We start from the raw sequence: 25729 nt of genomic DNA, 5'->3' as shown, positions 1-25729 counted from the left end.
AAGTCGTGTGAAGGCAGACTCTTTGCGTTATTATTGTCGAACCGGTTCGATAGCGGGGAGGTCGATTGGACCGTCCCGTCTCGAACGATGAAATTGGCGGCATGATGCGCCGAGGCCAGGGAGGGCTAATGAAGAACAAAGTGCAGCTCATCACCTATGCGGACCGGCTGGGTGAGGGCACAATTGCATCAATGACGGATATTCTGCGTACCCGTTTCGACGGCGTATACGACGGCGTTCACATTCTGCCGTTCTTCACGCCTTTTGACGGCGCTGACGCAGGTTTTGACCCGATCGACCACACCAAAGTCGATTCGCGGTTGGGTGACTGGGACGATGTCGCGGAACTGTCCAAAACCCACGGCATCATGGTCGACGCCATCGTCAATCACATGAGCTGGGAATCCAAGCAGTTCCAGGACGTGCTCGCCAAGGGCGAGGAATCCGAATACTATCCGATGTTCCTTACCATGAGCTCCGTGTTCCCGAACGGCGCCACCGAAGAGGACCTGGCCGGCATTTACCGCCCGCGCCCGGGTCTGCCGTTCACCCACTACAAATTCGCCGGCAAGACCCGTCTGGTGTGGGTGAGCTTCACTCCGCAGCAGGTCGATATCGACACCGATTCCGACAAGGGCTGGGAATACCTGATGTCGATCTTCGACCAGATGGCCGCCAGCCATGTCAGCTACATCCGTCTCGACGCCGTCGGATACGGCGCCAAGGAAGCCGGTACCAGTTGCTTCATGACACCGAAGACCTTTAAGCTGATCTCCCGTCTGCGTGAGGAAGGTGTCAAGCGCGGCCTGGAGATCCTCATTGAAGTGCACTCCTACTACAAGAAGCAGATTGAAATCGCGTCCAAGGTTGACCGCGTCTACGACTTCGCCCTGCCGCCGCTGCTGCTGCACAGCCTGTCCACCGGACATGTCGAGCCGGTCGCCCACTGGACGGAAGTACGTCCGAACAACGCCGTCACCGTGCTTGATACGCATGACGGCATCGGTGTCATCGACATCGGATCCGACCAGCTCGATCGCAGCTTGAAGGGGCTGATCCCGGACGAAGACGTGGACAATCTGGTCAACACCATTCACGCGAACACCAATGGCGAATCTCAGGCCGCCACCGGCGCCGCAGCCTCCAATCTGGACCTCTACCAGGTCAACAGCACGTATTATTCCGCGCTGGGCTGCAACGACCAGCACTACATCGCGGCTCGCGCCGTGCAGTTCTTCCTGCCAGGCGTGCCGCAGGTCTACTATGTCGGTGCACTCGCCGGCAAGAACGATATGGATCTGCTGCGTCGCAGTAATGTCGGACGTGACATCAACCGTCACTATTACACGGTCGAGGAAATCGACGAAAACCTTCAGCGCCCGGTGGTCAAAGCCCTGAACGCGCTGTGCCGACTACGCAACATGCTCGATGCCTTCGACGGCGAATTCTCCTACGAAGTGGACGGCGACAAGGCCATCACCTTCACGTGGAAGGGAAAGTCCACTTCGGCCAGCCTCACCTTCGAACCGGGACGTGGGCTTGGCGTGGACAACGAGACCCCGGTTGCTTCGCTCTCCTGGACGGATGCCAGCGGTTCGCATCGCACCGACGATCTGATCGCCAACCCTCCGGTTATCGCCTGATTGGTTCGTTTGGGGGCGGCGCCTTCGCGAAGAGGGCGCCGCCTTTGTCATACGTTGTCGCGCCGGTAAATGTCGACACGGTGCGTCTTATGCATGAGGATGCTGGCATGGCCAAGTTTTTTTTTGATCAGAAACAATGCGTTCTTCTGCATTATGGGGGTCGTGTTCGACCTGATGATGGTCAATCTGCTCATGTTGTTGTACTGCCTGCCAATCGTGACGGCCTTCCAGCATGCGTCGCGCTCAATGGTGAGCGCCTGAGTATCCTGTAATGCGCGTTCTTTCGCTGGGGCGTCGTCGGAAATTTGTTGTATGAAGGATGGAGGAGTAATGGTCGGCATGCGTGACGTGGCCAAGAAGGCCGGAGTTTCGCTCAGCACGGTGTCGTTGGTGGTGAACAATAGCGGATATGTTTCCGATGATATGCGTGCACGTGTGGAATCCGCGATGAAGGACCTCAACTACATCCCCAACGAGCTTGCCCGTAATCTGTATCGCGATCGTACCGATATCGTCGGGGTCGTTGTCCCATCCATCCGGCATCCGTTCTTCTCCGCGCTGATCTCGGCCATCCATCACGAGTTCTCCGATCACGACTTGCACATGATGCTGTGCTCTACATCCGAGGGCACCAAGGGCGAAAAAGAATATGTGGATATGCTGCGCCGCCATATGGTGGACGGAATCATTATGGCGTCTCATACGGATTATCCGCCGGAGTATTGGACTTCCATCGGGCGTCCGGTCGTTGCGTTCGATCGGTATCTGGGCGATGGCATCCCCGCTGTCGGCTCGGATCATGACAGGGGCGGACGGCTGATTGCCGAGCATCTGCTGAAGACCGGCGTGAGGCATGTCGTGGCGATGGGAGGGCCGCGTTCGCAATTCGTCGACTATGCCGGTGGCATGGGCACCACGTTCCCTACGGTGCGTTTTCACACCGCAATGGAAGGCCTGCTGTCCGAGAGCGGAGTCCGCTATGACTACGTGGAAGTGGGCGACGTCGCGGAATTCGGGATGCAGCGTAAAATCGCGCTGTCCGTGCTGGACCGATATCCTGATGCCGATGTCATCGTCGGGGCTGACCATGTGGTGGCGTATTGCGCACAAGAGGCCATCCGGCGTGGCATTCGCATTCCGGACGATTTGCAGATCGTCGCGTATGATGGCACGTTCGTCGCTGATGCGGCGGGCGTCGCATTGACGTGTGTACGGCAGGATTGTCGGGCCATTGCACGGCGGTTGGTGCATCGATTGCTGCAGGCGCGCGAAGCCGAGGGCGGCAAGCTTGATGCGTCCATGGTCGGGATTGTCGGTGTGGGGCCTGAAGACGACCTGTCCCCACACGATATCACTGAGGCCATGGACTTGATTCCCGTCACCTTCGTGCAGGGCGACAGTACGCGGCATTAGAATGCGTCTTGCGTCCCCGCCGGCATTGCCGGCCTAGGCGGTCAGCGGCAACATCACGTGTTCGTACAGCGCGTGGCGCGTCGCTGTCTCCCGCCCGTCGTTGTCTTCCGTCCGTCATTTCGCGCCGCCCTGATAGCATGCAGGTATGTTGATAAACCGCTCGTAATGCGCTGTTGCAGTCGCATGCGGGTGGTTTTTCTTTGTTGTGATGTAGTTTGACGCGAGAGAAAAAGATGACAGAAGAAAACAACGATACCGAATCCACACCAACCCCGCCGCCATTGCCCGGCCAGGTCTTCATCCGTCCCGGCATCGACGATCACCCTGATTTCGACAAGGTCCTGAGTCCGGAAGAAAAAAGCGCCATCGCGCGGCTGACCGTCAAACAAACTCCGCGTAAGCCGCAGTCATCCAACGAAAAGCCTGAAGTACAGGCGGCGCGCCTCAATGCCGCCGGCTCGCCGGTTACTGCAGCCGCCAGCATCGACGTTGCCGTGCCGAATATGGAATCATCCTTCCTCGATTTGCGCGACCCGATGGTGGACGCCGACGGATACCGCCCGTCGCGCGGCGAAGTGGCACACATGAAAATCGGTTTCATGCTGGCCGCATTGTTCATCACCATCCCCTGGGCGGCATTGAATGTTGTGCTGGTGCCCGTTCGCATCGCAGTCGTCGCTGGAGAAGGCCGTACAATGTCGCTTGCCACGCTGATGAGCGTCGGCGTGGTCGCTTCGGTGCTGTGCAATGCGCTGATTTCGCAGAAGTCCGACAATACGCGTACATCTTTCGGCCGCCGTACGCCGTGGATTATCTCCGGTGGCTTGATTGCAGGTCTGTTCACGCTGCTTCTTGGTGCTGGCCAAGTCGCTTTCATGACGGTTTGCTGGGTGTTGCTGCAGCTTGGCTACATTATGATGGCGATTCCACTGGCCTCCGCATTCGGCGAGCGAATCCCCGACAAATTCCGCGACAAAGCCGACGCCTGGCGCGGTGTCGGCCTCGCCCTCGGCCAGCTGCTGGGCGTGATTTTCGGTGCTCTTTCCGCTAACGATTCGGCCGCCGCTTTCCCACATTACGCAGTTGCTTTCGCCATTTCTGGCATCCTTTCGGTGTTGGTGTTGCCGCGCGAACGTTCCAGCGAAGAAATCGCCGTGCGTCGTAAAACCGAATTTTTCGCCGCATATCGTCTGCCGAAAAACGCGCCGAAATTCACGTTCGCATGCGTGTCCCGCATGATGATGATGGCTGCGGTCGCGTTGACTGGCGTGTTCCAGTGGTATATCGTCGCCTACTACATTGTTGATGCCATGAGCGGGCTGGCCGCTACCGTTGTTACGGTGTGTATGATGGCGGTCGCGTCATTTGTCGCATCGCTGATTGGCGCGTTCGTATTGGGGCCGATTGTGTGGCATTTCGATGATCTGCGCATTCCGACGATTGCTGCCTGCGTGTTGTATGCGCTGGGATTGATGGGTGTTTGGGCTATGCCGTCGACGTCTGCAATGGTGACGTTTGCCGCGCTCGGTGGATTCGCTTTTGCATTGTTTGACGGTGTCGGACAGTCTATGGCAATGTCGGTGCTGCCGGATGTCCGCGAATCCGGACGATATGTTGGCGTGATGCAATTCGCCGGCAGCGTCGGCATGCTGATTGGCATCGTCGCTGGCGCGGCATTAATGTCCACAACCGGCGCATCATATGCTGTGCTGCTGCTTGCGGCGGTCGTTGCGGTAGTGCTGTCCGGCCTTGCCGCAATCGCAGTACGCGCCTGAATCACACGGTATTATTGCTGGTTTCCCGATTGCAAGCGGCGGCGTCTTCGTATATGGAAGGTGCCGCCTCTTTGTTGTGATTACAGATCGCAATCACAATTTTTACTGTTACTGCGCAAACGGCAGCGTCCAAATAGTGAACTATTGCTGGAATGTGGACGCAGGCAAGACCTACATTGCACAGCGAAAGTTGAACAACGGTTCAGCATGAAGGATTTGCAAAGCCCGAAAGGAGGTTCGCCGCGATGACTGGAATGTATGCATATGCAATGCAAGCCGCACGAATTATTATCCCGTCGTCGTTGGCGGGCTGATCGAGCATGGCTTGAACCCCGTCCCACGCGTGGCAGGGTTCGGCTTCAACCAAGTAAGACCCTGCAAAACGCAGGGTTTCGTCATATATAGCCCATAAGGCACAGCGACGAAATGCGGAAGGCTCAGCCAAAAACGGACGTATACCACGATTTTTGGGAGCATTGATATGACTGCAGTCGACGCTACGACTGGAAAAGCCGCCGCAATGGTGCGCGATTCGGTGAAAACCGTCATCGCGGCATCGATGGTCGGCACCGCCATCGAATTCTACGATTTCTACGCTTACGGCACCGCCGCGGCAAACTACTTCCCGCACATCTTCTTCTCCGACACCACCAATCCGACCGTCGCGCTGCTCTTGAGCCTCGTGACCTTCGCCGTCGCATTCATCGCACGCCCGGTCGGCTCACTGATTTTCGGCCATTTCGGCGATCGCATGGGCCGCAAGACTACGTTGGTCGTCTCTCTGATGGCTATGGGCGTGGCAACCTTCCTGATCGGCTGCCTGCCGACCTACAACCAGTGGGGGCTGGCCGCCGTCGTGCTGCTGTGCCTGTGCCGCTTCATCCAAGGCATCGGCCTGGGTGGTGAATGGTCCGGCGCCGCGCTCGTTGCTACTGAGAACGCGCCGGAAAACAAGCGCGCATTGTACGGATCTTTCCCGGAGCTGGGCGCGCCGATTGGCTTCTTCCTTTCCAACGGCACGTATTTCGTGCTCGAAAGCTTTAACAATCAGGAAGCAATGCTCGCATGGGGCTGGCGCGTGCCGTTCCTGCTGAGTGCAATCCTCGTGATCGTCGGCCTCGTCGTGCGAGTGCATATGGAGGAAACCCCGATCTTCCGCATGGCCCAGGAGCAGAAGAAGGTCGTTAAGGCTCCGCTCGTCGAAGTGTTCAAGAAGTCTTGGAAGCAAGTACTGCAGGCCACCTTCCTCGTGGCCGTCACCTACACGCTGTTCTACACGCTGGCCACTTGGTCGCTCGCATGGGGGACCAAGGAGCCGGGCGAAGGCGGCGGCGGTCTGGGCTTCACCAATCAGGAATATCTGCTGATGCTCATGCTCGCCGTGTGCGTGTTCGCGCTGTTCATCGTGATTTCCTGCGTGAACGCAGACCGTTTCGGTCGTCGTCGTGTGATCATCACCTCTTCGGTGCTGCTGGTCGTATTCGCCGTCCTGTTCCCGTTCCTGCTGAATGCTGATGTCGTCGGCACCCGCAACTTCCTGGCCAACATGGTGTTCCTGTGCGTCGGCTTTGCCCTGATGGGTACCGCCTTCGGTCCGATCGGCGCCTTCCTGCCGGAACTTTTCGACGCCAACGTGCGCTACTCCGGCTCCGGCATCGGCTACAACCTGGCTGCCATCGTCGGCGCCGCCTTCGTACCGACCATCGCCACCTGGCTGTCCGCCAACTGGGGTGTGCACTCTGTCGGCCTGTACCTTGGCGCCATGGCCGTGTGCTGCTTGGTAGCGGTCGTGAGTTGCCATGAGACTAAGGACGTCGATTTCACGAAGTGACCTCGGGTAACAAGTTTGTGCGCGGGCGTTCACGTTTTGGACGGGGCGCCCGTGACGCGCAAAATCTATGGTTAGGATGGTCCCCAGATTTGAGGACAAAATCCTCCTGACCGAAAAAAATAATGGGGCAACGCCCGAACGGACGGCGAACGGCCGTCCGTATATGAACAATCAGAAACGTGGACTCTTGATTAGGGGAGCCCGAAAATCAAATTCAAAGGAGCGCCACAATGGCAGCACAAATCTGGTACGAGAACGATGCAGACCTCTCCGTGCTCGAGGGCAAGAAGGTCGCCATCATCGGTTACGGCTCTCAGGGCCATGCTCACGCACTGAACCTGCGTGACTCCGGTGTAGACGTTGTCGTCGGCCTGCGCCCGACCTCCAAGTCGGTCGCATTCGCCAAGGAGCAGGGCCTGGAAGTCAAGTCCGTGCCGGAAGCCGCCGCTGAAGCCGACATCATCATGATCCTGGCTCCTGATCAGTTCCAGCGCAACATCTGGAAGGATGACATCGAGCCGAACATCAAGCCGGGCGCAGCCGTTGCCTTCGCCCACGGCTTCAACATCCACTACGGCTACATCAAGCCGACCGAAGACCATCCGGTCTTCATGGTCGCTCCGAAGGGCCCGGGCCACATCGTTCGTCGTGAGTACGCCGCTGGCCGTGGCGTCCCGGTCGTCGTGGCCGTTGAGCAGGATCCGCGCGGTGACGGCTGGGCAATGTGCCTGGCTTATGCCAAGGCTCTGGGCGCTCTGCGCGCAGGCGCTATCAAGACCACCTTCAAGGAAGAGACCGAAACCGATCTGTTTGGTGAGCAGAACGTCCTCATGGGCGGCGTGAACAAGCTCGTCGAAATGGGCTTTGAAGTCCTGACCGACGCTGGCTACCAGCCGGAAATCGCCTACTTCGAGGTCTGCCACGAGCTGAAGATGCTCGTCGACCTGATGAACGAAGGCGGTCTGAACAAGGCTCGTTGGTCCTGCTCTGACACTGCTCAGTACGGCGACTACACCAACACCGTGATCAACGAGGATTGCCGTAAGCGCATGGAATACCACCTGAAGCGCATTCAGGACGGCTCCTTCGCCAAGGAGTTCATTGACGATCAGGACGCCGGCGCTCCGAAGTTCAAGGAACTGCAGGAGAAGTACTCCAACGTCCGCATCGAGTCCGTCGGCCCGAAGCTGCGTGCCATGTTCTCCTGGAACAACGGTGCTGCCAAGGACGCCGATGAAGCCAACTCCTTCACCGGCAAGATCGCTCGCGCCCAGGTGCAGTGAGCCTGTGACCGTAATGGGCGTCGCCTAAGGACACGGTTCTTATGCCAAATGGCCGCCACCCCGATCGGGGTGGCGGCCATTTGGCATGTTGGGGCGCCGTTGAGCAGTGGGGCGGGACCCCAGCTGCGCCACGCGTAGCGCACGGCGACGGGTTCGGTATTGCATGCCAAGGTGATGCCCAAATCGTTTGGCTGCATATCGTCCTCGAATTGGACGTGCTCCCCGATTTGTACCGCTGAGGGCGGTCTACGGCCTGTCCTGTACCGCTGGTGACGGTTTGCGGAGGTCGAAACTCATCCGGTCTCCCCATTCAGTCGCAAAAAGGGTGTTTTGTGACTGAATGGGGAGACTACTAGCGTTTTGCCCTCCCCAAAACGTCGCAACAAGCAGGCATGCGAAAACACGACAAGGCCTTGCAGGTTTTAACTACAAATCTGCAAGGCCTTGCAGGTTTTAACTACAAATCTGCAAGGCCTTGTATATGGCTTATGCGGCAGCCGCTTCGGCTGTGAAGTCTCCGGCTACTTCCTCTGCGTCACCTGATACGCCCCGAACAGCACCGCCAGCCAGATCACGCCGGCCACGACGGCGATGCGATAGCTGGGGGAGAAGCACATCAGCACCACGATCATCGCGAGGAACGCAATCACCACATACGGCGTCACGGAAGCGAACGGCAGCTTGAACTGAATGCGGTCAAGCGCCTCGCGCCCCTTCAATCCGGCAAGTTCGCCGGGGCCTTCGCCTGCGGCGATCTTCCTGCGGAATTTCAGCTCGGTGACCATGAGCATGGTCCAGTTGATGATTGCTGAAATCGTCGCGATGCTCATCAGATAGTTGAAGGCGAATTCCGGCCAGACGAAGACGACCACAACGGCCACCGCGGTCAGCGCAGCGGAAGTGAGCACGCCCGCCAGCGGCACGCCGTGGAAGTTGACACGGCCCAGATATGCGGGGGCGTTGCCTTGCTTGGCCAGCGAATACAGCATGCGCGAATTTGAATACAGGCCGGAATTGTAGACGCTCATCACGGCGGTCAGGCACACGAAATTCAGGATGCCTGCGGCCGCGTGCACACCGACGGAATCGAAGATCTGCACAAACGGGCTGGAGGTGCCGTCGATGGTGTTCCATGGTACTACGGCCATGATGACGCCCAATGCGACGATGTAGAACACGAGTATGCGCCAGATGATGCCATTGGTGGCCTTTGGAATGGTGACACGCGGATTTTCGGTTTCGCCTGCGGTCACGCCGATCAGTTCGGTGCCGCCGAAACTGAACATGACGACTACCAACGCCATGAGCAGGCCCGTCCATTGGCCGTCCGCGGTTTTCGTCATGAGGCCGTTCGGTAGGAATCCGCCGTCGATGTTGATGAGATTGGCGAATGATGCGGCCACGCCTGATGACGTAGGCACGTTGGCGATGATGACGAACAGGCCTCCGATGACCATGGCGATGACGGCGACGATTTTGATGATGGCGAACCAGAATTCAAATTCGCCGAATTTGCTGACGCCCAGCAGGTTGCCGGCCATGATGACTACGAGGAAGAACGCAGCCGACGCCCATTGCGGAATCGACGGGAACCAGTAATTGACGAACGAGCCGACCACGGATAGCTCCACCATGGAGACGAGCACATAGTTGAACCAGTAGTTCCATCCGGAGATGAAGCCTGCGCGCTTCGACCAGTATCTGGTGGCGTAGTAGCTGAACGCGCCTGCGCGCGGCTCTTCCACGCTCATTTCGGACAGCGCCCGCACAATCAGGAAGATGGCGAGACCGCCGATGAGATAGGCGAGCAGGATGGCGGGGCCTGCAAGCTGGATCGATTCGCTGGAACCGTAGAACAGGCCGGTGCCGATGGCGCCGCCGAGCGCGATGAGCTGGATGTGGCGGTTTTTCAGTGACCTGCGCAGTTCAACGGTTTCCGCGCTGCCCTGTGTAGGCTGTGCGTCCTGTTGTTTCGTAGTAGTCAACAGAGTCCCTTCCTCTTTGAATACAGACACGCAAGCGTTGCCGAATGCGCATAACACATCCTGCCACGTTTACTGCGTGGTATCCCGTATTGTATGGCCCGCATTTTAAGTCTCAGATATCGCGCCACTATATGAAACGTCATATCACCGTTGTTGTAACGGTTTGGGGAAAGCGCGGGAAACGAGGGCGCGTTCAGGTTTATTCCAAGACTGCTGATTTACCATGGGAAATACGACGGCCGCTGTGTGCTCATGGGCCTTGAGTACGAGCGGCACGGGCCGAGGAGGTGTGCAATGGCGTATATCGAATTCGACCATGTGGTCAAGGAATATCCGTCCGGCGACGGAGTGATCCGCGCGCTTGACGAGGCGAGTTTTACTGCCGATCAGGGGCGACTTACGGTGATTCTGGGCCAGTCCGGTGCAGGCAAAACCACGGCCTTGAATATTTTGGGCGGTATGGATACGGCCACTTCCGGCCGCGTGGTCGTGGGAGGCCGTGACATCACGGGCCTGCGCAAGAAGGACCTGATCGGATATCGCCGTACGGATATCGGTTTCGTATTCCAGTTCTACAATCTCGTGCCGAATCTGACCGCATTGGAAAACGTCGAATTGGCGTCCCAGATCTGCATCGACCATTTCGATCCCGCGGAGACCCTGCGCAAGGTCGGTTTGGGCGACCGTCTGAAGAATTTCCCCGCGCAGCTTTCCGGCGGCGAGCAGCAGCGCGTGTCCATCGCCCGCGCCATCGCGAAGAAGCCGAAACTGCTGTTGTGCGACGAGCCAACCGGCGCGCTCGATTATGAGACAGGCAAGGAAGTGCTGCAATTATTGCAGGATATCTGCCGTTCCGAGGACATGACGGTGATGATCATCACCCATAATTCCGCGCTCGCTCCGATGGCACACAAGGTCGTGCATTTCCGTTCCGGCAAAGTCACGGAGGAAGAAATCAATCCGTCGCCGACGCCGATTGCCGACATCGAATGGTGAGCGGCGGCGGCGATGAATGGCAAGTAATGAGTGACGGCGATGAACGGTAAGCAATGATGGTGGGTGAGTGACGATGATTGGCGACAAGGGCAAACATAGGCGTGGCGCTGTTCGTGGACGCTCGTATGCGCCTGGTCTCTCTGCGGCGTTCGCCAAAGACACGCTGCGCTCGTGGGTGCACGCGTGGAAACGTTTCGTGTCAATCGCGGCGATTTCACTGCTCGGCGTCGCCGTATTGACGGGCATCTACGCGGGCTGCCGCGACGCGTTGCTTGCAGCGGACCGTCTGTATGACGCGCAGTCGCTGCATGACATTCAAGTGTTGTCGACATACGGTTTGACGGATGATGATGTTGCCGCGCTGCGCAATGTCGACGGCGTCGCCGACGTGCAGCCCGAACGCAGCCAAAGCGTGGAAACGCCGGTGAACGGCACCGATAAGACGGTGACGATTACTGAAATCACCGATGATGGCATGGACAGGCCGTACTTGCAGAAAGGCCGTATGCCGACGCGTGCCGGCGAGATTGCGGTGACGGCGAAATTCCTGGTGGAAAGCGGCTATGAGATCGGCGACGATTTGACGGTGACGCCGGTTGAATCGGATGACGTCACCGGATTGCAGGATGATTCCGGCGACGCCGCATCCGTTGACGGCGCGTCTTCCTGCGACACAACCCCTTCGGATACCGAAGAAGCCTCTCCTGAATTTCCGACGGAACTGACCATCGTCGGCCAAGTGCTCGATCCCAAGGACCTGAACAATCCGGAAGGCTACAGCACGGCCGCCTTCCGTAAAACCGTCGCCTCCGACTACACGTTCTTTGCCCCGTCTGACGGCGTCATCGGCGATATCTACACCGCCATCAACCTCACCGTCGAAGGCGCCGCCGGCGAAGACTCCTTCTCCGACGAATACGATCGCCTTATCCGAGAGGTCGCCGACCGAATCGGCGACGACGTGCAGGCCGAAAGGCAGCGGGCTCGGCGCGATCAGATCGCCGACAATGCGCAGCGGCAATTGGACGCGGCCAAAACGGAGACCTATCAGCAATTGGATGCTGCCCAAACGCAAATCAATGACCAGCAGGCCAATATTGACGCAATGTCATCAGTACCTGCGGGCGCCAACGCCCAACTGGACGCTGCGCGCCAGCAGATCACCGACGCGCAATCGCAATTGGATGCGCAGCGGCAGCAGGCCGACGAAGCGTTCGCCGAACAACAGCAATCAATCGACAACGTCACCGATGCGACCTGGTACGTGCAGGCGCGGTCGTCCATCAGCGGTTTCAGCTCCTTCGAATCCGACATGACCTCCATCGAGGCGATCGGCCGCGCATTCCCCGTCGTGTTCCTCATCGTCGCCGTGCTGATGAGTCTGACCACCATGACGCGCATGGTCGAAGAGGAACGCAGCCTGGTCGGCACATATACCGGCCTTGGCTATGGGCATGTCGCCATCGCGCTGCGCTATGTGCTGTTCGCCATGCTCGCCTGTCTGATTGGCGGAGGCCTTGGCCTACTGGCCGGTTTCCTTGGAATTCCGGCCTTCCTGCTGACTGTAGTGTCCGGCTTGTATGTGATTCCGAATGTGACGCTGGAATATGATTGGCTGATCGGATCAGGCGGCATCGCGCTGTTTGTCGTCGGTGTCGTCGCGGCCACGATTGTCGCCGTCGTCGGCGAGGCGCGGCAGACCCCGGCCGCGCTGATGCGGCCGAAAGCGCCGAAAGCGGGCGCGCGCGTGCTGTTGGAACGTATTCCGGCGATTTGGAATCGTTTGAGCTTCCTCAATAAGGTGACCGTGCGCAATATCGTGCGCTTCAAAAGCCGCCTGATCATGACGGTGGGCGGAGTCGCGGGCTGCACCGCACTGATCGTATGCGGTTTCGCCATCAACGACAGCGTCGACACGTTGGGCGTCAAACAGTACGGCGACATCTATCGCTACGACATGATGGTGGTCAGTGGGGATGCAGATGCGGATATGATGCGCGACGTGATCGCTGCGGACGGCAAGACCGAGCAGACCATGGATCTGCGCATCGACAGCGGTGAGATGACATATGGCAACTCCGGCGAAATCGTGCAGTTGACCGTCGTTCCCGACGGGCGGAACGACGATTTGAACACGATGGTTGCGCTCAATGATGTGAACGGCGGGCATGGCGTGCTGCCGCTGGACGATTCCGGCGTGATCGTGGCGCAGTCCGCGTCGAATGTACTCGGCGTCGAAGCCGGCGACACCATCACGTTGCGTGACGGCGCAATGCGGCATGCCGATGTGAAGGTCGCTGCGATTTCGCGCAACCTCATCGGTTCGGACGTCTATATCAGCGAATCCCTGTATCGTAGCATATTCGACGTGTCCGAGCCGTTGGTATGGAATGCGATGCTGGCAACGCTGGACGGTACGGACGCGGAGAAGATCGAGTACGTGCAAGGTCTGGGCGACGATCCGAGCATATTGAGCGCCATCAGCACCGACGACATGCGCGAAAGCTTCGGCTTCGATCTGATGAGCGCCGTGGTGGTTCTGATTGTGGGGTTGGCCGGAGGCCTTGCGCTGGTCGTGCTGTTCACGCTGTCGAATACGAACGTGTCGGAGCGCGTGCGCGAAATGGCGACGCTGAAAGTGCTCGGCTTCTATGACCGCGAAGTGCATACGTATGTGAACAAGGAAATGATGATTCTGACCGGTCTTGGCACGCTGATCGGGCTGCCGCTCGGCCGGTGGGTCGGCGGACTGCTCACTGCGGCGCTCAATATGCCGTCGCTGTATTTCGAAGTAGAGGTCAAACCGTGGAGCTATCTGATCGCCGCGGCTGTCACCACGGCCTTCGCCGTCATCGTGCATTTGCTCACCAATCCCGTGCTTGACCGCATCGATCCCGTCAGCTCCCTGAAAAGTGTGGAATAGCCTGCGCCCAAAAACCGTAACTTCCCTAAGGGAATTACGGTTTTGGGTTTCTGCGGGTCTTGAAACCGTTAAAACCACGTGGTTTTAACGGTTTTGGGACACACGAGAGGCCGAAATCGTAAAAACCACAGGGTCTTAACGGTTTGGATGTTTGGGACCGTGCCGAATTTCGTCATAACAGTACTGATATGGCGAAATGGGTGTGCGGCGGGCTGCCGGCGTTCCAAGTTTTGGGGTTTGTAACATTGGCGTGCCGGGGGTGCGGGTAGGCTAAGGCAACATTATGAGTAATAGTTTTGAACCTTCTTCCACCAAGGCGGACGCGGGCTTGCAAACCGGCCTCGCCTCTGTCGAATCGTTGGATCATAACAACGATATGGCCCGCGGCCTGAACAACCGCCACGTGCAGTTCATCGCCATCGGCGGCACCATCGGCACCGGCCTGTTCCTTGGCTCCGGCAAGTCGATCGCGCTGACCGGCCCGAGCATCATGTTCGTCTACATCGGTGTCGGCCTGATCATGTTCCTGCTGATGCGAGGCATCGGCGAACTCATGTACCGCGATCCAAGCCAGCACACGTTCATCAATTTCATCACCCGCTATCTGGGCAACGGATGGGGCAAATTCGCCGGCTGGTCGTATTGGATCGTGCTGATTCTGATCGGCATGAGCGAAATCACCGCGGTCAGCACGTATTTCATCACGTTCTTCGACACATTCGGCATTGATTTGTCGGGATGGAAATGGCTGATTGAACTGTGCTTCCTCATTGCGCTGGCCATAATCAACCTGATTGCCGTCAAAGCGTTCGGCGAGGCGGAATTCTGGTTTTCGATGATCAAAATCACGCTGATCTGCGCGATGATTGCTACTGCCGTGGTGATGGTGGTGATCGGCTATCGCTATGACGCCGTGCAGATTACGGGGCAGGATGCGATTTCGCCGGCGGGCCACGCCGGTCTTGACAACATCACTGAAGGGTTTTCGCTGGCACCGAACGGCTGGCTGAGCTTCCTGATGAGCTTTCAGATGGTGTTCTTTGCCTACGAGATGATCGAATTCGTCGGTGTCACCGTTTCCGAGACGGAGAACCCGCGTAAGGTTTTGCCGAAGGCCATCAATGAGATCATCGTGCGCGTGCTGATCTTCTACGTCGGCGCGCTGGCCGCGATCATGGTGATCGTGCCGTGGCGTAATTTCCAGCCGAATTCGGATGGCTCCTTCGCTTCGCCATTCATCATGGTATTCAAGTATGCGGGCCTTGATTGGGCTGCCGCGCTGGTGTTCTTTGTGGTGATTACGGCCGCGTCGTCCGCGTTGAATTCGCTGCTGTATTCGGCGGGCCGTCACCTGTACCAGCTGGCTTCGGAGTCGGATTCGCCGACGTTCTCGAAACTGGGTGAAGTGTCGAAGCGCAAGGTGCCGGCGAGGGCGATCGTCGCTTCCGCGGCGTTGATTCTGCTCTCTCCGATCATCAATGCGACTCCGGGCATGTCGGATGCCTTCGTGCTGTTTTCGTCGGCGTCGAGTGCGGTCATCATTTTCATCTACGTGTTGACGATGATCGCGCATCGCAGGTATCGCCGTTCCGCTGATTTCATTGCGGACGGCTTCGTGATGCCGGCCTGGACGTTCACGAATACGTTGGCGATCGTGTTCTTCGTATTCGTGTACTGCACGCTGTTCATTAGCGCGGATACGCGCGGCTCGGCCATCGCAGGCCTGGCTTGGCTGGTCGTGTTCGGCGGGTACTGCCTGTTGCATGAGCGCTGGCAGAACCGTGATCTGAAGGCGTCGCTGCGGCGGAACGCCCAATAGCGCGGCGGTGCGGCGACGCTTTCGATGACGTGGAAAAGTGGCATCGCGATTGAACCGCACCTCCAAAAGCCGGATCAGAATATTTCCAATCCAACTTTTGGAGTGCGGTTCAGATTTTCGGTTATTCCATTCGTTTTAATGACTTGATAAGGAGCCTTTTATGGGCGACACGATGGCGTGTGATTATAGGCCGGATAATTCATTGGCGGCACTGACGATTCCTTCCGCCGGCCGTTCTAGATGCATCAATGCCGAGAATCCGACGGGCGGCGCAGGGCGTGCGGGCATGGCCGCGAGCCCGCTTGGGCCGTCCCGCAAAGGCAGCCCCTGCATTCAGACGATCAGAGCTGGAGAATCGGTGACATTGATGGATGTAGCTGGTCCCGGCGTGATTCGCCATATTTGGATGACGGTTACCGACAAAACGTCGCCGACTGGCCCGGATGTGTTGCGCAATCTGATTGTGGAATGCTATTGGGATGGCGAGGATGAACCCTCGGTAGTATGCCCCATCGGCGACTTTTTCTGCTGTGGGCATGCGCAAAGTTGCTTGGTGAATTCCATTCCGATCGCCGTCAATCCCAATCGTGGCTTCAATTGCTACTGGCAGATGCCGTTCCTGCATGCGCGCATCGTGCTGCGCAACGATCACAACGAGGATGTTCCCGCGTTCTTCTACCAGATTGACTATACGGAATATGACGCGTTGCCTCCTGAAACGATGCGTTTTCATGCACAGTGGCGGCGTGCCCGCATTACGACGCCGGCCCAGGATTATGTGGTGCTTGACGGCGTTTGCGGGCGGGGTGCATATGTGGGCACGTATTTGGCGTTGACGGCCTTGGAAAGTCGCTGGTGGGGCGAAGGCGAAGTCAAGATGTACATCGATGGAGACGGCGAGTATCCGACCTGGTGCAGCACGGGCACTGAGGACTACTTCGGGGGCGCTTGGAGCTTCGCTGATTTCGACGAAAACGGCCGCATGTTTGAACGGACGTTCTGTGGGCCGTACGCGGGCTTTCCGCAGTATTCGCAGTGTCTGCGGGGACGGGAAAGCGCTTACTGGGATGTGGCGACGCCGGTGACGCGCGGCCTGTATCGGTGGCATATTCTTGATCCGATTTATTTTCAGCATGATTTGCGCGTGGAGTTGCAGCAGATTGGCGTCGATGAGAACGGCTTGTTCGAGCGCGCCGATGACGTCGCAACTGTTGCATACTGGTATCAGGGTGAGCCGCATACGCCGTTCATACCGATTGGCGACCGTGCTTGGCGGCGTCCTCGCTGATGTGAAATCGTAATTTTATGATTCTGTAATTCTGCGGATTCGCAGGAAATGCGGCATCGCGATTAGCGGTGCCGCATTTTTTGCGCGTTATGTTTTACAGGATAAATAGTTTATGCTGTGAGATATTATGGGGTGGGTTGCCGGTTTGATGCCGCAGGGTCGATTTGTCGGATCGGGGCGGCCGGTTTGTTGGAAAGGCTGGATTATGGGATTTGAGCAGGAGGCGTTGCGGGAGCTGATACAGGCCGTGCAGTCTCACCGTTCGCAGATGGAGCAGTGGATGGTCCGCTCTTCGAGAGGCGAACAGTTTGCGCTGCGCCAGCTGTGCGAGCGGGGTTCCATGTCGCCGACACGGCTTGCTGCGGCGTTGCGGGTGAGTTCGGGGCGTGTGTCCACCGTGCTTGGAGCGTTGGAGAAAAAAGGGCTGATTTCCAGGGATGTCGACCCCGACGATCGCCGTAACGTCATCGTTACGATTACGCCTGAGGGCAAGGCTCGCGCTGAGCGGGACCATGAGGCGATGAAGGAATCCGTCTGTTGGATTTTCTCGCAGATGGGGGAGCGGCGTACGCGCGAATTCGTCGATTTGGTCGATGAATTCATGACGTATATGGCATTGCGTGAGCCGGGCGGTCCCGTGCCTACGCCGGAGCAGATCCGGGATGCTTTCGACCGTTGATGTTCGCTGCTGGGTAAATTGAAGGTTTTTCAGGTTTTACCCAGCAATGTGCATAATATCTTATACTGTAAATAATCAACAGTAAAAGTTAATGACATCGATTAGCAAGGGGAATCAATGCTACGCATCTTGAAATACCTCTCCAAAGCGGAGATAGGGCAGATGCTCATCGCCCTGGTGGCCATCGTCGGCCAGGTCTGGTTCGACCTGAGGTTGCCGGACTACATGTCCGAAATCACCACACTGGTGGAAACCCCCGGCAGCGAAATGCACGATATCTGGATCACGGGCGGCAAGATGCTGCTCATCTCACTCGGATCCGTCGTCTGCGCCATCATCACCGGATACTTCTCCGCACGTATTGCGGCATCTTTCGGCCAGCGTCTGCGCTCGCTGGAATTCCGTAAGGTCGAATCCTTTGGTCCCGCCGAAATGAATCGCTTCTCCACGGCCAGCCTCATCACACGTTCCACCAACGACATCACGCAGGTCCAGATGTTCATCACCATGGGCCTGCAGCTCATCGTCAAATCCCCGATCATGGCGGTATGGGCCGTCGTCAAGATCGCCGACAAGGGCTTCGAGTGGACGCTGGCGACCGGCATCGCCGTCGTCATCCTGCTGGCGACCATCGCGATCCTCATGGCGCTCGTCATGCCGAAATTCCGTGCCATGCAGGCATTGACCGACAACATCAACCTCGTCGCGCGCGAAAACCTGACAGGCCTGCGCGTCGTACGCGCGTACAACGCCGAAGACTATCAGGAACGCAAATTCACCCAGGCCAACAAGGACCTGACCGACACCCAGCTGTTCACCAACCGCACCATGTCCATCATGATGCCGCTGATGAACACCGTCATGAACGGTCTGATGCTCGCCGTCTATTGGATCGGCGCCTATCTGATCGACGCTGCCGAAGCGACGGACAAACTCACCGTCTTCTCCAATATGGTGGTCTTCTCCAGCTACTCCATCCAGGTCATCATGAGCTTCCTCCTGATGAGCATGGTCTTCGTGCTATGGCCGCGTGCCGACGTCTCCGCACAGCGCGTGATGGAGGTGCTCGATACCGATCCGCTCGTCACCAGCGGCAGTCGTGAAACCGGGGAGACCGGCAAAAGCGGCGACATCGAATTCCGTAATGTCAGCTTTGCCTACCCGGATTCGCGTGACGCCATGCTTGAAGGTATCAGCTTCAAAGCCGCCCATGGCCAGACCGTCGCCTTCATCGGCTCGACCGGTTCCGGCAAATCCTCACTCATCAATCTGGTACCACGCTTCTACGACGTCACCGAAGGCCAGGTTCTGGTCGACGGCGTCGACGTGCGTGATTATGACCTGAAGGCGTTGCGCGACAAAATCGGCTACGTGCCGCAGCAGTCTGTCATGTTCAAAGGCACCGTCGCATCCAACGTCTCCTACGGCGACAAGCCGGGCGAAAACGGCGAAGTCGAAATGGCCGACACCTCCACGGCGGCAGGTCGCAAACGCGAAGCCGCGCTGCTCGCAAAGGAAAGCGGCCACACGCTGACCGCAGACCAGATGGACGCCGTCAAAACCGCATGCGACGTGGCGCAGGCATCCGAATTCGTCAAGAACATGGAACACACCTACGAAGCAGCCATCGCACAAGGCGGCTCCAACGTGTCCGGCGGCCAAAAGCAGCGCCTGTCCATCGCCCGCGCCGTCTACCGTCATCCGGAAATCCTGATCTTCGACGACTCCTTCTCCGCCCTCGACTTCAAAACCGACCGCACCGTACGCGACGCGCTCGCCGAAGAAGCAAAGGACTCGACGAAGCTGATCGTCGCACAGCGCATCGGCACCATCATGAACGCCGACCTCATCGTCGTACTCGACGACGGCAAAGTCGTCGGCCAAGGCACACACCGCGAACTGCTCGAAACCTGCGAAGTCTACCGACAGATCGCGCAGTCGCAGCTGAGCGAAGACGAATTGAACGCGTAAGGCTATAGGACGTAAGGAAATACAATGCCAAGAGGACCAATGGGGCATGGAGCCCGCGGGGCAATCGAAAAGCCCGAAAACTTCGGCAAAGTCATGGGCGAACTCGTACGATTCTGCCGCAAATGGCTGCCCGCCGTCATCATTGCGCTGATTTTGGGCGCCGCCGGCACAATCTGCCAGATCATCGGACCGGACCAGCTGAAAACCATGACCAATGAAATCACCAAAGGTCTGCCGGCCCTGGTGAACGGCAAGCCGATGCTTGGCGCCATCGACTTCGACGCCGTCGGCCGCATCGCCTGGACGCTCGTGGCGCTGTATGTCGGCTACGCGGTGCTCAATTACGTGCAAAGCTGGCTGATGGCCACCGTCACCCAGCGTACCGCGCAGGAGCTGCGTGAGGCGATCAGCGTCAAGATCAACAAGCTGCCGCTCAAATACTTCGACAAGGTCAGCTACGGTGACGTGCTCAGCCGCATCACCAACGACGTGGACGCCATCGGCCAGACGCTCGGCCAGTCCGTCGGCTCGCTGATCACCTCGTTCACGCTGTTCGTCGGAGCGCTGGTCATGATGTTCTACAACAACGTCATCATGACGCTGTGCGCCATCGGAGCCAGCCTGGTCGGCCTGGTCGTGATGATGGTCATCATGGGCGCCTCGCAGAAATACTTCACCCGCCAGCAGATTGCCCTGGGCGATGTCAACGGCCATGTCGAAGAAATGTACGCCGGCCATATCGTCGTCAAGGCATACAACGGCGAAGCCGATTCGATCCGTCGATTCGAGCGTTACAACAACGATCTGTACGATTCCGGGTGGAAGAGCCAGTTCCTGTCCGGCCTGATGATGCCGCTGATGAACTTCGTCGGCAACTTCGGCTATGTGGTCGTCTGCGTCGTCGGCGCGGCGCTCGCCATGGACGGGCAGATCGAGTTCGGCGTGATCGTGGCGTTCATGATGTACATCCGCCTGTTCACGCAGCCGTTGAGCCAGTTCGCGCAGGCATTCCAGAACCTGCAGCGCTGCGCCGCCGCATCCGAGCGCGTATTCGGATTCCTCAACGAGCCGGAATTGGAAGACGAAACCGCCAAGCAGGCGATGCTCGGGCACGACGCCTCCGGCAAGGCCGTGGCTGTGCGTGGCGACGTGGAATTCGATCACGTGCGCTTCGGCTACGATGCGGACAAGACGATTATTCACGACTTCTCCGCCTCGGTGAAGGCCGGGCAGAAAATTGCCATCGTCGGCCCGACCGGTGCGGGCAAAACCACCATGGTGAACCTGCTGATGCGCTTCTACGAGATCTCCGGCGGTTCCATCTCCATCGACGGTGTCGACACCAAATCCGTGCCACGCTGGAACGTACACGACCAGTTCTCCATGGTGCTGCAGGATACGTGGGTATTCCGCGGAACCGTGCGCGAGAACATCGCCTACTCCAAGCTGGGCGTCACCGATGAGCAGATCATCAACGCATGCAAGGCGGTCGGTCTGCATCGCTTCATCAACTCGCTGCCGAACGGCTACGACACCGTGCTGGACGACAAGTCGTCGCTCTCGCAAGGCCAGAAGCAGCTGCTGACCATTGCCCGCGCCATGGTGCAGGATGCGCCGATCCTGATTCTCGACGAAGCCACCTCGTCGGTTGATACGCGTACCGAAGAGCTGATTCAGAAGGCTATGGACGCGCTGACCGTGGGGCGCACTTCGTTCGTGATCGCGCATCGACTGTCCACGATTCGTGACGCCGATATGATTCTCGTGATGAACCATGGCGACATCGTCGAAAAGGGCACGCACGACGAACTGCTTGCGCAAGGCGGCTTCTACGCCGATATCTACAACTCGCAGTTCACGCTGACCGACTGATGCCGGCGGCCGGCGGCGAGGAATCCGGCCGGTGTGGCCGGCTTGTCGCCGTCTCGCCGACTACACTTGTTCGGCAGGACGCATATGGCGTCCTGCCGAACAAGACTGGGCCGAGCGGCGAGGAGGCCTGCGATATGGGTACGAGTTCCAAGGGCGTGACGTCGTCGAATGTTGTGCGGCCGGGGTTGCGGCGACAAATCAAGGATCTGCCCATATCCAAGGTATGGGCTTTCTCCGTCGGCCAGTTCGGTTGGGCCCTGCTGTCCGGCATCATTTCGAATTGGCTGGTGTATTTCTATCAGCCGGATCAGAAGATCGTCGAACAGGGACAGACGGTATTCGTGCCCCAGGGATTGGCGATTCTGGGATTGGTGACGGTGGTGGGCGGCATCACCGCCTTCGCCAGATTCTTCGACGCATTCGTCGATCCCGCAGTGGCCGGGCTTTCCGATCGGTGCCGTGCCAAGGCGGGGCGGCGTATCCCGTTCCTCCGTTTTGCGGCGTTGCCGTTATCCGTGATGACGGTGCTGGTGTTTTGGAGCCCGGTCGGCGGCGTCAGCTGGGTGAACGCTGTTTTTCTGTTCGTGGCGGTGGTCGGCTATTATGTGGTGCTGACGTTCTATTGCACGCCGTATAACGCGCTGATCGCAGAACTGGGGCATGACTCCAAACAACAGCTCACCATATCCACCGCCATTTCGTTCACCTTCATCGTCGGTACGGCGCTGGCCTACGCCGCGCCGGTGGTATGGGGCATGTTCGACCCTGCTTTGGGCCGCGTGAACGCGATCCGGGCGACGTTCACGATTCTCGCCGCCTTGGCATGCGTATGCGCTGATCCCCGCGCTGGTGATTGACGAGAGGGAATACGTCGATTCCAAACCGACCGGCGAGGATACGATGACGTCGTTGAAGGAGACGTTTCGCGATCGCGAATTCGTGAAATTCGTTGGTTCCGACATCGTGTACTGGATCGCCATCACGATGTTCCAGACAGGCTTGCCGTTCTTCGTGACCAGCCTGCTGAAGTTGCCGGAGACGTCGGCCACGGTCTATTTCGTGCTGATGACGGCGATCTCCGTATTGTTCTACGTGCCGGTGAACGTACTGGCCGGCAAGGTCGGGAAGAAGACGCTGATTCTGGCTGGATTCGTGATCTTCACCGTGGCGTATGTATTCGCCGGACTGCTGGGATCCGGCGTGCTCGCCGTGATGCCTGCGACGGTGCAAGGCGGCATATTGTCGGTGGCGTGCGCGGTCCCGATGGCGGTGTTCGGCATTCTGCCTCAGGCGGTGGTCGCCAACATCGCGGGGGCCAGCTCGAGGAGCACGGGCGAAGACCGTCAGGGCATGTTCTATGCGGCGCGTACGTTTGCGATGAAAATGGGACAGAGCCTGTCGATGCTGCTGTTCACAGGGCTGAGCACGATCGGTGCCGGCACTGGTACGGGGTATCGCATGGCCGCGTTCTGCGCCGCGGTGCTATGCGGCATCGGCGGCATCGTCTTCGCCTTCTATGACGAGAGGAAAGTGCTGGGCGTGCTGGAAGGCTGAGCGGTATTCGATGCCTTACGGCGGTGGCGTCGCCGCGCTGTCTTCGATGCGCGCTTCGCGGTCGTGTCGTGGCCGCGCATCGGGGAGCGCGGCGGGAATGTGCGGCGATTATGCCGAGGTGCGCCTCGAGGTTGATTCTCGGGCCTGAAGGGTGAATCCCGCGATGTCCGTGGTGATGACGCCGCCGTCCGGGACAGTGAGCTGTTCGCATAGTCGGCGGATGATGGTTTGCGCCATGCCGGGCATGTCAATCGCGATGGTGGACAGGGACGGCGTAGACGCCGCACTCCATGCCGATCCGTCGAATCCGATGATGCTGACGTCCTGAGGTATGCGGAACGCGCCGCAGTCGGCAAGCCCCCGCATCGCCCCGATCGCCACGTTGTCCGACATGCAGAACAATGCATCGAAGTGACGCGATGACGCGGCGATGTCGTGGATCGCTTTACGGGCGGTGTCCACCGTCCATTCCAACGGGATGCAGGCTGAAGGGGCGATGGCCAATCCTGATTCTTGCGCCGCCTGGTACGCGCCGGCGAGACGCAGGCCGCCGGCTGTGCCGATGTGGCCTCCTTCGGCGACGACGGACCACTCGTCCGGTGAGGCGCCAAGTATCAGCGGCGATGTCGCCCCTGTCTCGATGAGATGCAGCATGGCCTGCCGTGCACCTTCGTAATTTGGCGTATTCACGGTCGAAACCAGCCGCTGCGTGGTGCAGTCGTCAATGAGTATCAGCGGACGATGCTGCGCCAGCTGTTTGGCCTCCTCGCTGCTGATTCGCGGAGTGGCGAGGATGAGGCCGTCGCAGAGCAGGCTTTGGTCGAAGCTGAGGGCGTTCTTTTCCGTGGTCTCCGAATAGTAGGTCTGGCGTACGAGCATTTGCATGCCTGTCTGCTCGGTGGCCAGGGAGAGCTCTTTGGCGAGGCGTCCGTAGAACGGCGAATCCAGGTCCTGCACGATGAGTTCGAGGATGCCGTTCCGGCCGGAACTGAGCGCGCGGGCCGCCAGATTGGCCTGATAATTGAGCTGTCGCGCGGCCTCCAGTATTCTTCTGCGGGTCTCTTCGCTGACATTGCTTTTTCCTCGCAGAGCATTGGACACGGTCATTTTCGAGACGCCTGTGGCTCGTGCTATGTCAGATAAGGTCGCCATGATCCTCTCCCATATCCGCTGTCATTTTTCGTCGACATGGAACCGGCATAGTGGTTTGACAAGCTTAGTATACCGGTATAATGTGTTGACATCGGTAAGTTTACCGGTAAAGCATAGAGGGTTACGATGCCGTGGCGTTTGGGAATCCCGTACGGACGGCAGCAAAGGAGCACATCCCCAATGGTTAAGGGCAAGAAGGTTGCCGCGGCCGGTCTGGCTGCGGCCATGATGATTTCGATGGCGGCGTGCGGATCCGACGACTCCACCGCGAATACCGCGCAGAGCGATGGCGGCAAGACCACCTTGACGGTATGGGCTTGGGAGCCGCTGGTGTCTGACGTCGTCGAAGGCTTCGAAGCGGAGAATCCGGACATTGATGTCGAGGTCGTCAACGCGGGTACCAATAATGACGAATACACAGCACTGTCGAACGCTTTGGCCGCAGGCTCCGGTGCGCCTGATCTGGTCCAGCTCGACTATAACGCCGTGCCGCAGTTCGCATATTCCGATGGTCTTGAGGATCTCAGCCAGTTCGGCGGCGATAAGCTGCTGGACCAGTTCACCACCGGCGCACAGGCCGGTGTGACCGTGGACGGCACGATGTACGGCATGCCGATGGGCACCGGTCCGATGGCACTGTTCTACAACAAGGCGATCTTCGACCAGGCCGGTGTTACGGAGGCCCCCACCACGTGGGATGAATACTATGAGGCCGCCAAGAAGATTCATGCTCTTGGCGACGACTACTACATCACTTCCGATTCCGGCGACGCCGGATTCGCGCTGTCGATGATTTGGCTGGCCGGCGGCGCGCCGTTCTCGGTCGACGGCGACAACGTGACCATCGACCTGACCGGCGACGGGGGCGTGAAGACGTTTGCGGAATTCTGGCAGAAGCTGATCGATGAGGATCTGATCGACACCAAGACCGCAGGCTGGTCCGATGAATGGTATCGCGCGTTGAACGACGGCCATATCGCTTCGCTGATGACGGGTGCATGGATGCCGATCACGCTGGAGAACAGCGTCACCGACGCCGCTGGCAATTATCGCGTTGCCAACACGCCGACCCCGACCGGTGAAGCCGTCAATTCCGAGAATGGCGGCGGCGCGCTGTGCGTTGTCAAGGGCTCGAAGAACGCTGAGGCCGCATACAAGTTTGCAGAGTATGTCAGCGTCGGCGGTGGCAACAAGACCTTCACCGCGGGTGGCAGCTTCCCGGCGGATGTGGCGACCATCGAAAGCTCCGACTTCACCGATGCGACCAGCGACTACTTCGGTGGCCAGCAGGTGAACGCCGTGTTGGCCGAAGGCGCTTCGAACGTGAAGGACGCCTTCACCTTCCTGCCGTATCAGGTGTATGCCAACTCCATTTACGCTGATACCGTCGGCGAGGCCTTTGACGGTAGCATCTCCGTAATGGACGGTTTCAAGGCGTGGCAGGAGAAGCTCGTCGAATACGGCGAGGGACAGGGCTTCACCGTCAATCAGTGACGTCCGGTCTGTCTGATGATGTGCGGGGGCATGGCATGGGCCATGCCCCTT

15 protein-coding genes and 1 pseudogene are annotated in these 25729 nt (G+C 58.7%); 14 read left to right on the top strand and 2 right to left on the bottom strand.

Going from position 1 to position 25729, the window contains the following annotated elements; all coding sequences use genetic code 11:
* Positions 1-128 precede the first annotated feature (128 nt).
* From gtfA to ilvC, 5 genes are all read left to right on the top strand, one after another.
* Positions 129-1643: a sucrose phosphorylase gene (gene gtfA / locus AC1AWD_RS06355; RefSeq protein WP_476564809.1), complete on the top strand. Its 1515-nt coding sequence runs from the start codon at positions 129-131 to the stop codon at positions 1641-1643.
* A gap of 330 nt (positions 1644-1973) precedes the next feature.
* Positions 1974-3056, top strand: coding sequence for a LacI family DNA-binding transcriptional regulator (locus AC1AWD_RS06350; RefSeq protein ID WP_476564807.1), 1083 nt, complete (start codon positions 1974-1976; stop codon positions 3054-3056).
* 233 nt (positions 3057-3289) lie between these two features.
* Complete coding sequence (locus AC1AWD_RS06345) at positions 3290-4831, top strand: MFS transporter (protein ID WP_476564805.1); 1542 nt, start codon at positions 3290-3292, stop codon at positions 4829-4831.
* A 481-nt stretch (positions 4832-5312) separates the two neighbouring features.
* Positions 5313-6662 carry an MFS transporter gene (locus tag AC1AWD_RS06340; protein ID WP_476564803.1) on the top strand — a complete coding sequence of 450 codons (1350 nt, stop codon included), beginning with the start codon at positions 5313-5315 and terminating at the stop codon, positions 6660-6662.
* 230 nt (positions 6663-6892) lie between these two features.
* On the top strand, positions 6893-7945 hold the full coding sequence (gene ilvC / locus AC1AWD_RS06335; protein ID WP_476564801.1) for a ketol-acid reductoisomerase: 1053 nt from the start codon (positions 6893-6895) through the stop codon (positions 7943-7945).
* A gap of 521 nt (positions 7946-8466) precedes the next feature.
* On the opposite strand, the gene AC1AWD_RS06330 is transcribed toward ilvC, so the two are convergent.
* Positions 8467-9930 carry an amino acid permease gene (locus AC1AWD_RS06330; RefSeq protein WP_476564799.1) on the bottom strand — a complete coding sequence of 488 codons (1464 nt, stop codon included), beginning with the start codon at positions 9928-9930 and terminating at the stop codon, positions 8467-8469.
* 294 nt (positions 9931-10224) lie between these two features.
* Here AC1AWD_RS06330 and AC1AWD_RS06325 point away from each other — a divergent pair, with 294 nt between their 5' ends.
* The 8 genes and pseudogenes from AC1AWD_RS06325 to AC1AWD_RS06290 all read left to right on the top strand — a co-directional run bounded on the left by AC1AWD_RS06325 (position 10225) and on the right by AC1AWD_RS06290 (position 23032).
* Positions 10225-10926, top strand: coding sequence for an ABC transporter ATP-binding protein (locus AC1AWD_RS06325; protein WP_476564797.1), 702 nt, complete (start codon positions 10225-10227; stop codon positions 10924-10926).
* Positions 10927-10999: 73 nt separating this feature from the next.
* Positions 11000-13849, top strand: coding sequence for an FtsX-like permease family protein (locus AC1AWD_RS06320; RefSeq protein ID WP_476564988.1), 2850 nt, complete (start codon positions 11000-11002; stop codon positions 13847-13849).
* Positions 13850-14132: 283 nt separating this feature from the next.
* A complete protein-coding gene (locus AC1AWD_RS06315) occupies positions 14133-15668 on the top strand; it encodes an amino acid permease (RefSeq protein ID WP_476564795.1) in 1536 nt (511 codons plus the stop codon).
* 172 nt (positions 15669-15840) lie between these two features.
* Positions 15841-16956 (top strand): glycoside hydrolase family 172 protein, encoded by a 1116-nt coding sequence (locus AC1AWD_RS06310; protein ID WP_476564986.1) that lies wholly within the window; start codon positions 15841-15843, stop codon positions 16954-16956.
* 205 nt (positions 16957-17161) lie between these two features.
* On the top strand, positions 17162-17635 hold the full coding sequence (locus tag AC1AWD_RS06305; RefSeq protein WP_476564793.1) for a MarR family winged helix-turn-helix transcriptional regulator: 474 nt from the start codon (positions 17162-17164) through the stop codon (positions 17633-17635).
* A gap of 117 nt (positions 17636-17752) precedes the next feature.
* Complete coding sequence (locus tag AC1AWD_RS06300) at positions 17753-19606, top strand: ABC transporter ATP-binding protein (RefSeq protein WP_476564791.1); 1854 nt, start codon at positions 17753-17755, stop codon at positions 19604-19606.
* A gap of 24 nt (positions 19607-19630) precedes the next feature.
* Complete coding sequence (locus AC1AWD_RS06295; protein WP_476564789.1) at positions 19631-21478, top strand: ABC transporter ATP-binding protein; 1848 nt, start codon at positions 19631-19633, stop codon at positions 21476-21478.
* 134 nt (positions 21479-21612) lie between these two features.
* Positions 21613-23032 (top strand): annotated as a pseudogene (locus tag AC1AWD_RS06290) (MFS transporter).
* Between the two features lie 108 nt (positions 23033-23140).
* Here AC1AWD_RS06290 and AC1AWD_RS06285 read toward each other — a convergent pair.
* Positions 23141-24184, bottom strand: a complete 1044-nt coding sequence (locus tag AC1AWD_RS06285) for a LacI family DNA-binding transcriptional regulator (protein WP_476564787.1) — start codon at positions 24182-24184, stop codon at positions 23141-23143.
* A gap of 180 nt (positions 24185-24364) precedes the next feature.
* On the opposite strand from AC1AWD_RS06285, the gene AC1AWD_RS06280 reads away from it, so the two are divergent.
* The gene (locus AC1AWD_RS06280) at positions 24365-25678 is read left to right on the top strand and encodes an ABC transporter substrate-binding protein (RefSeq protein WP_476564785.1); all 1314 of its coding nucleotides are present in this window, start codon (positions 24365-24367) and stop codon (positions 25676-25678) included.
* Positions 25679-25729 lie beyond the last annotated feature (51 nt).

The sequence above is a fragment of the Bifidobacterium sp. LH_512 genome (assembly GCF_056356435.1).
This window is presented reverse-complemented; position numbering and strand designations above follow the sequence as displayed.

Coding starts and splice junctions, on each gene's coding strand:
- gtfA (WP_476564809.1), top strand. CDS start 129: ATGAAGAACAAAGTGCAGCTCATCACCTATGCGGACCGGCTGGGTGAG.
- AC1AWD_RS06350 (WP_476564807.1), top strand. CDS start 1,974: ATGGTCGGCATGCGTGACGTGGCCAAGAAGGCCGGAGTTTCGCTCAGC.
- AC1AWD_RS06345 (WP_476564805.1), top strand. CDS start 3,290: ATGACAGAAGAAAACAACGATACCGAATCCACACCAACCCCGCCGCCA.
- AC1AWD_RS06340 (WP_476564803.1), top strand. CDS start 5,313: ATGACTGCAGTCGACGCTACGACTGGAAAAGCCGCCGCAATGGTGCGC.
- ilvC (WP_476564801.1), top strand. CDS start 6,893: ATGGCAGCACAAATCTGGTACGAGAACGATGCAGACCTCTCCGTGCTC.
- AC1AWD_RS06325 (WP_476564797.1), top strand. CDS start 10,225: ATGGCGTATATCGAATTCGACCATGTGGTCAAGGAATATCCGTCCGGC.
- AC1AWD_RS06320 (WP_476564988.1), top strand. CDS start 11,000: ATGATTGGCGACAAGGGCAAACATAGGCGTGGCGCTGTTCGTGGACGC.
- AC1AWD_RS06315 (WP_476564795.1), top strand. CDS start 14,133: ATGAGTAATAGTTTTGAACCTTCTTCCACCAAGGCGGACGCGGGCTTG.
- AC1AWD_RS06310 (WP_476564986.1), top strand. CDS start 15,841: ATGGCGTGTGATTATAGGCCGGATAATTCATTGGCGGCACTGACGATT.
- AC1AWD_RS06305 (WP_476564793.1), top strand. CDS start 17,162: ATGGGATTTGAGCAGGAGGCGTTGCGGGAGCTGATACAGGCCGTGCAG.
- AC1AWD_RS06300 (WP_476564791.1), top strand. CDS start 17,753: ATGCTACGCATCTTGAAATACCTCTCCAAAGCGGAGATAGGGCAGATG.
- AC1AWD_RS06295 (WP_476564789.1), top strand. CDS start 19,631: ATGCCAAGAGGACCAATGGGGCATGGAGCCCGCGGGGCAATCGAAAAG.
- AC1AWD_RS06285 (WP_476564787.1), bottom strand. CDS start 24,184: ATGGCGACCTTATCTGACATAGCACGAGCCACAGGCGTCTCGAAAATG.
- AC1AWD_RS06280 (WP_476564785.1), top strand. CDS start 24,365: ATGGTTAAGGGCAAGAAGGTTGCCGCGGCCGGTCTGGCTGCGGCCATG.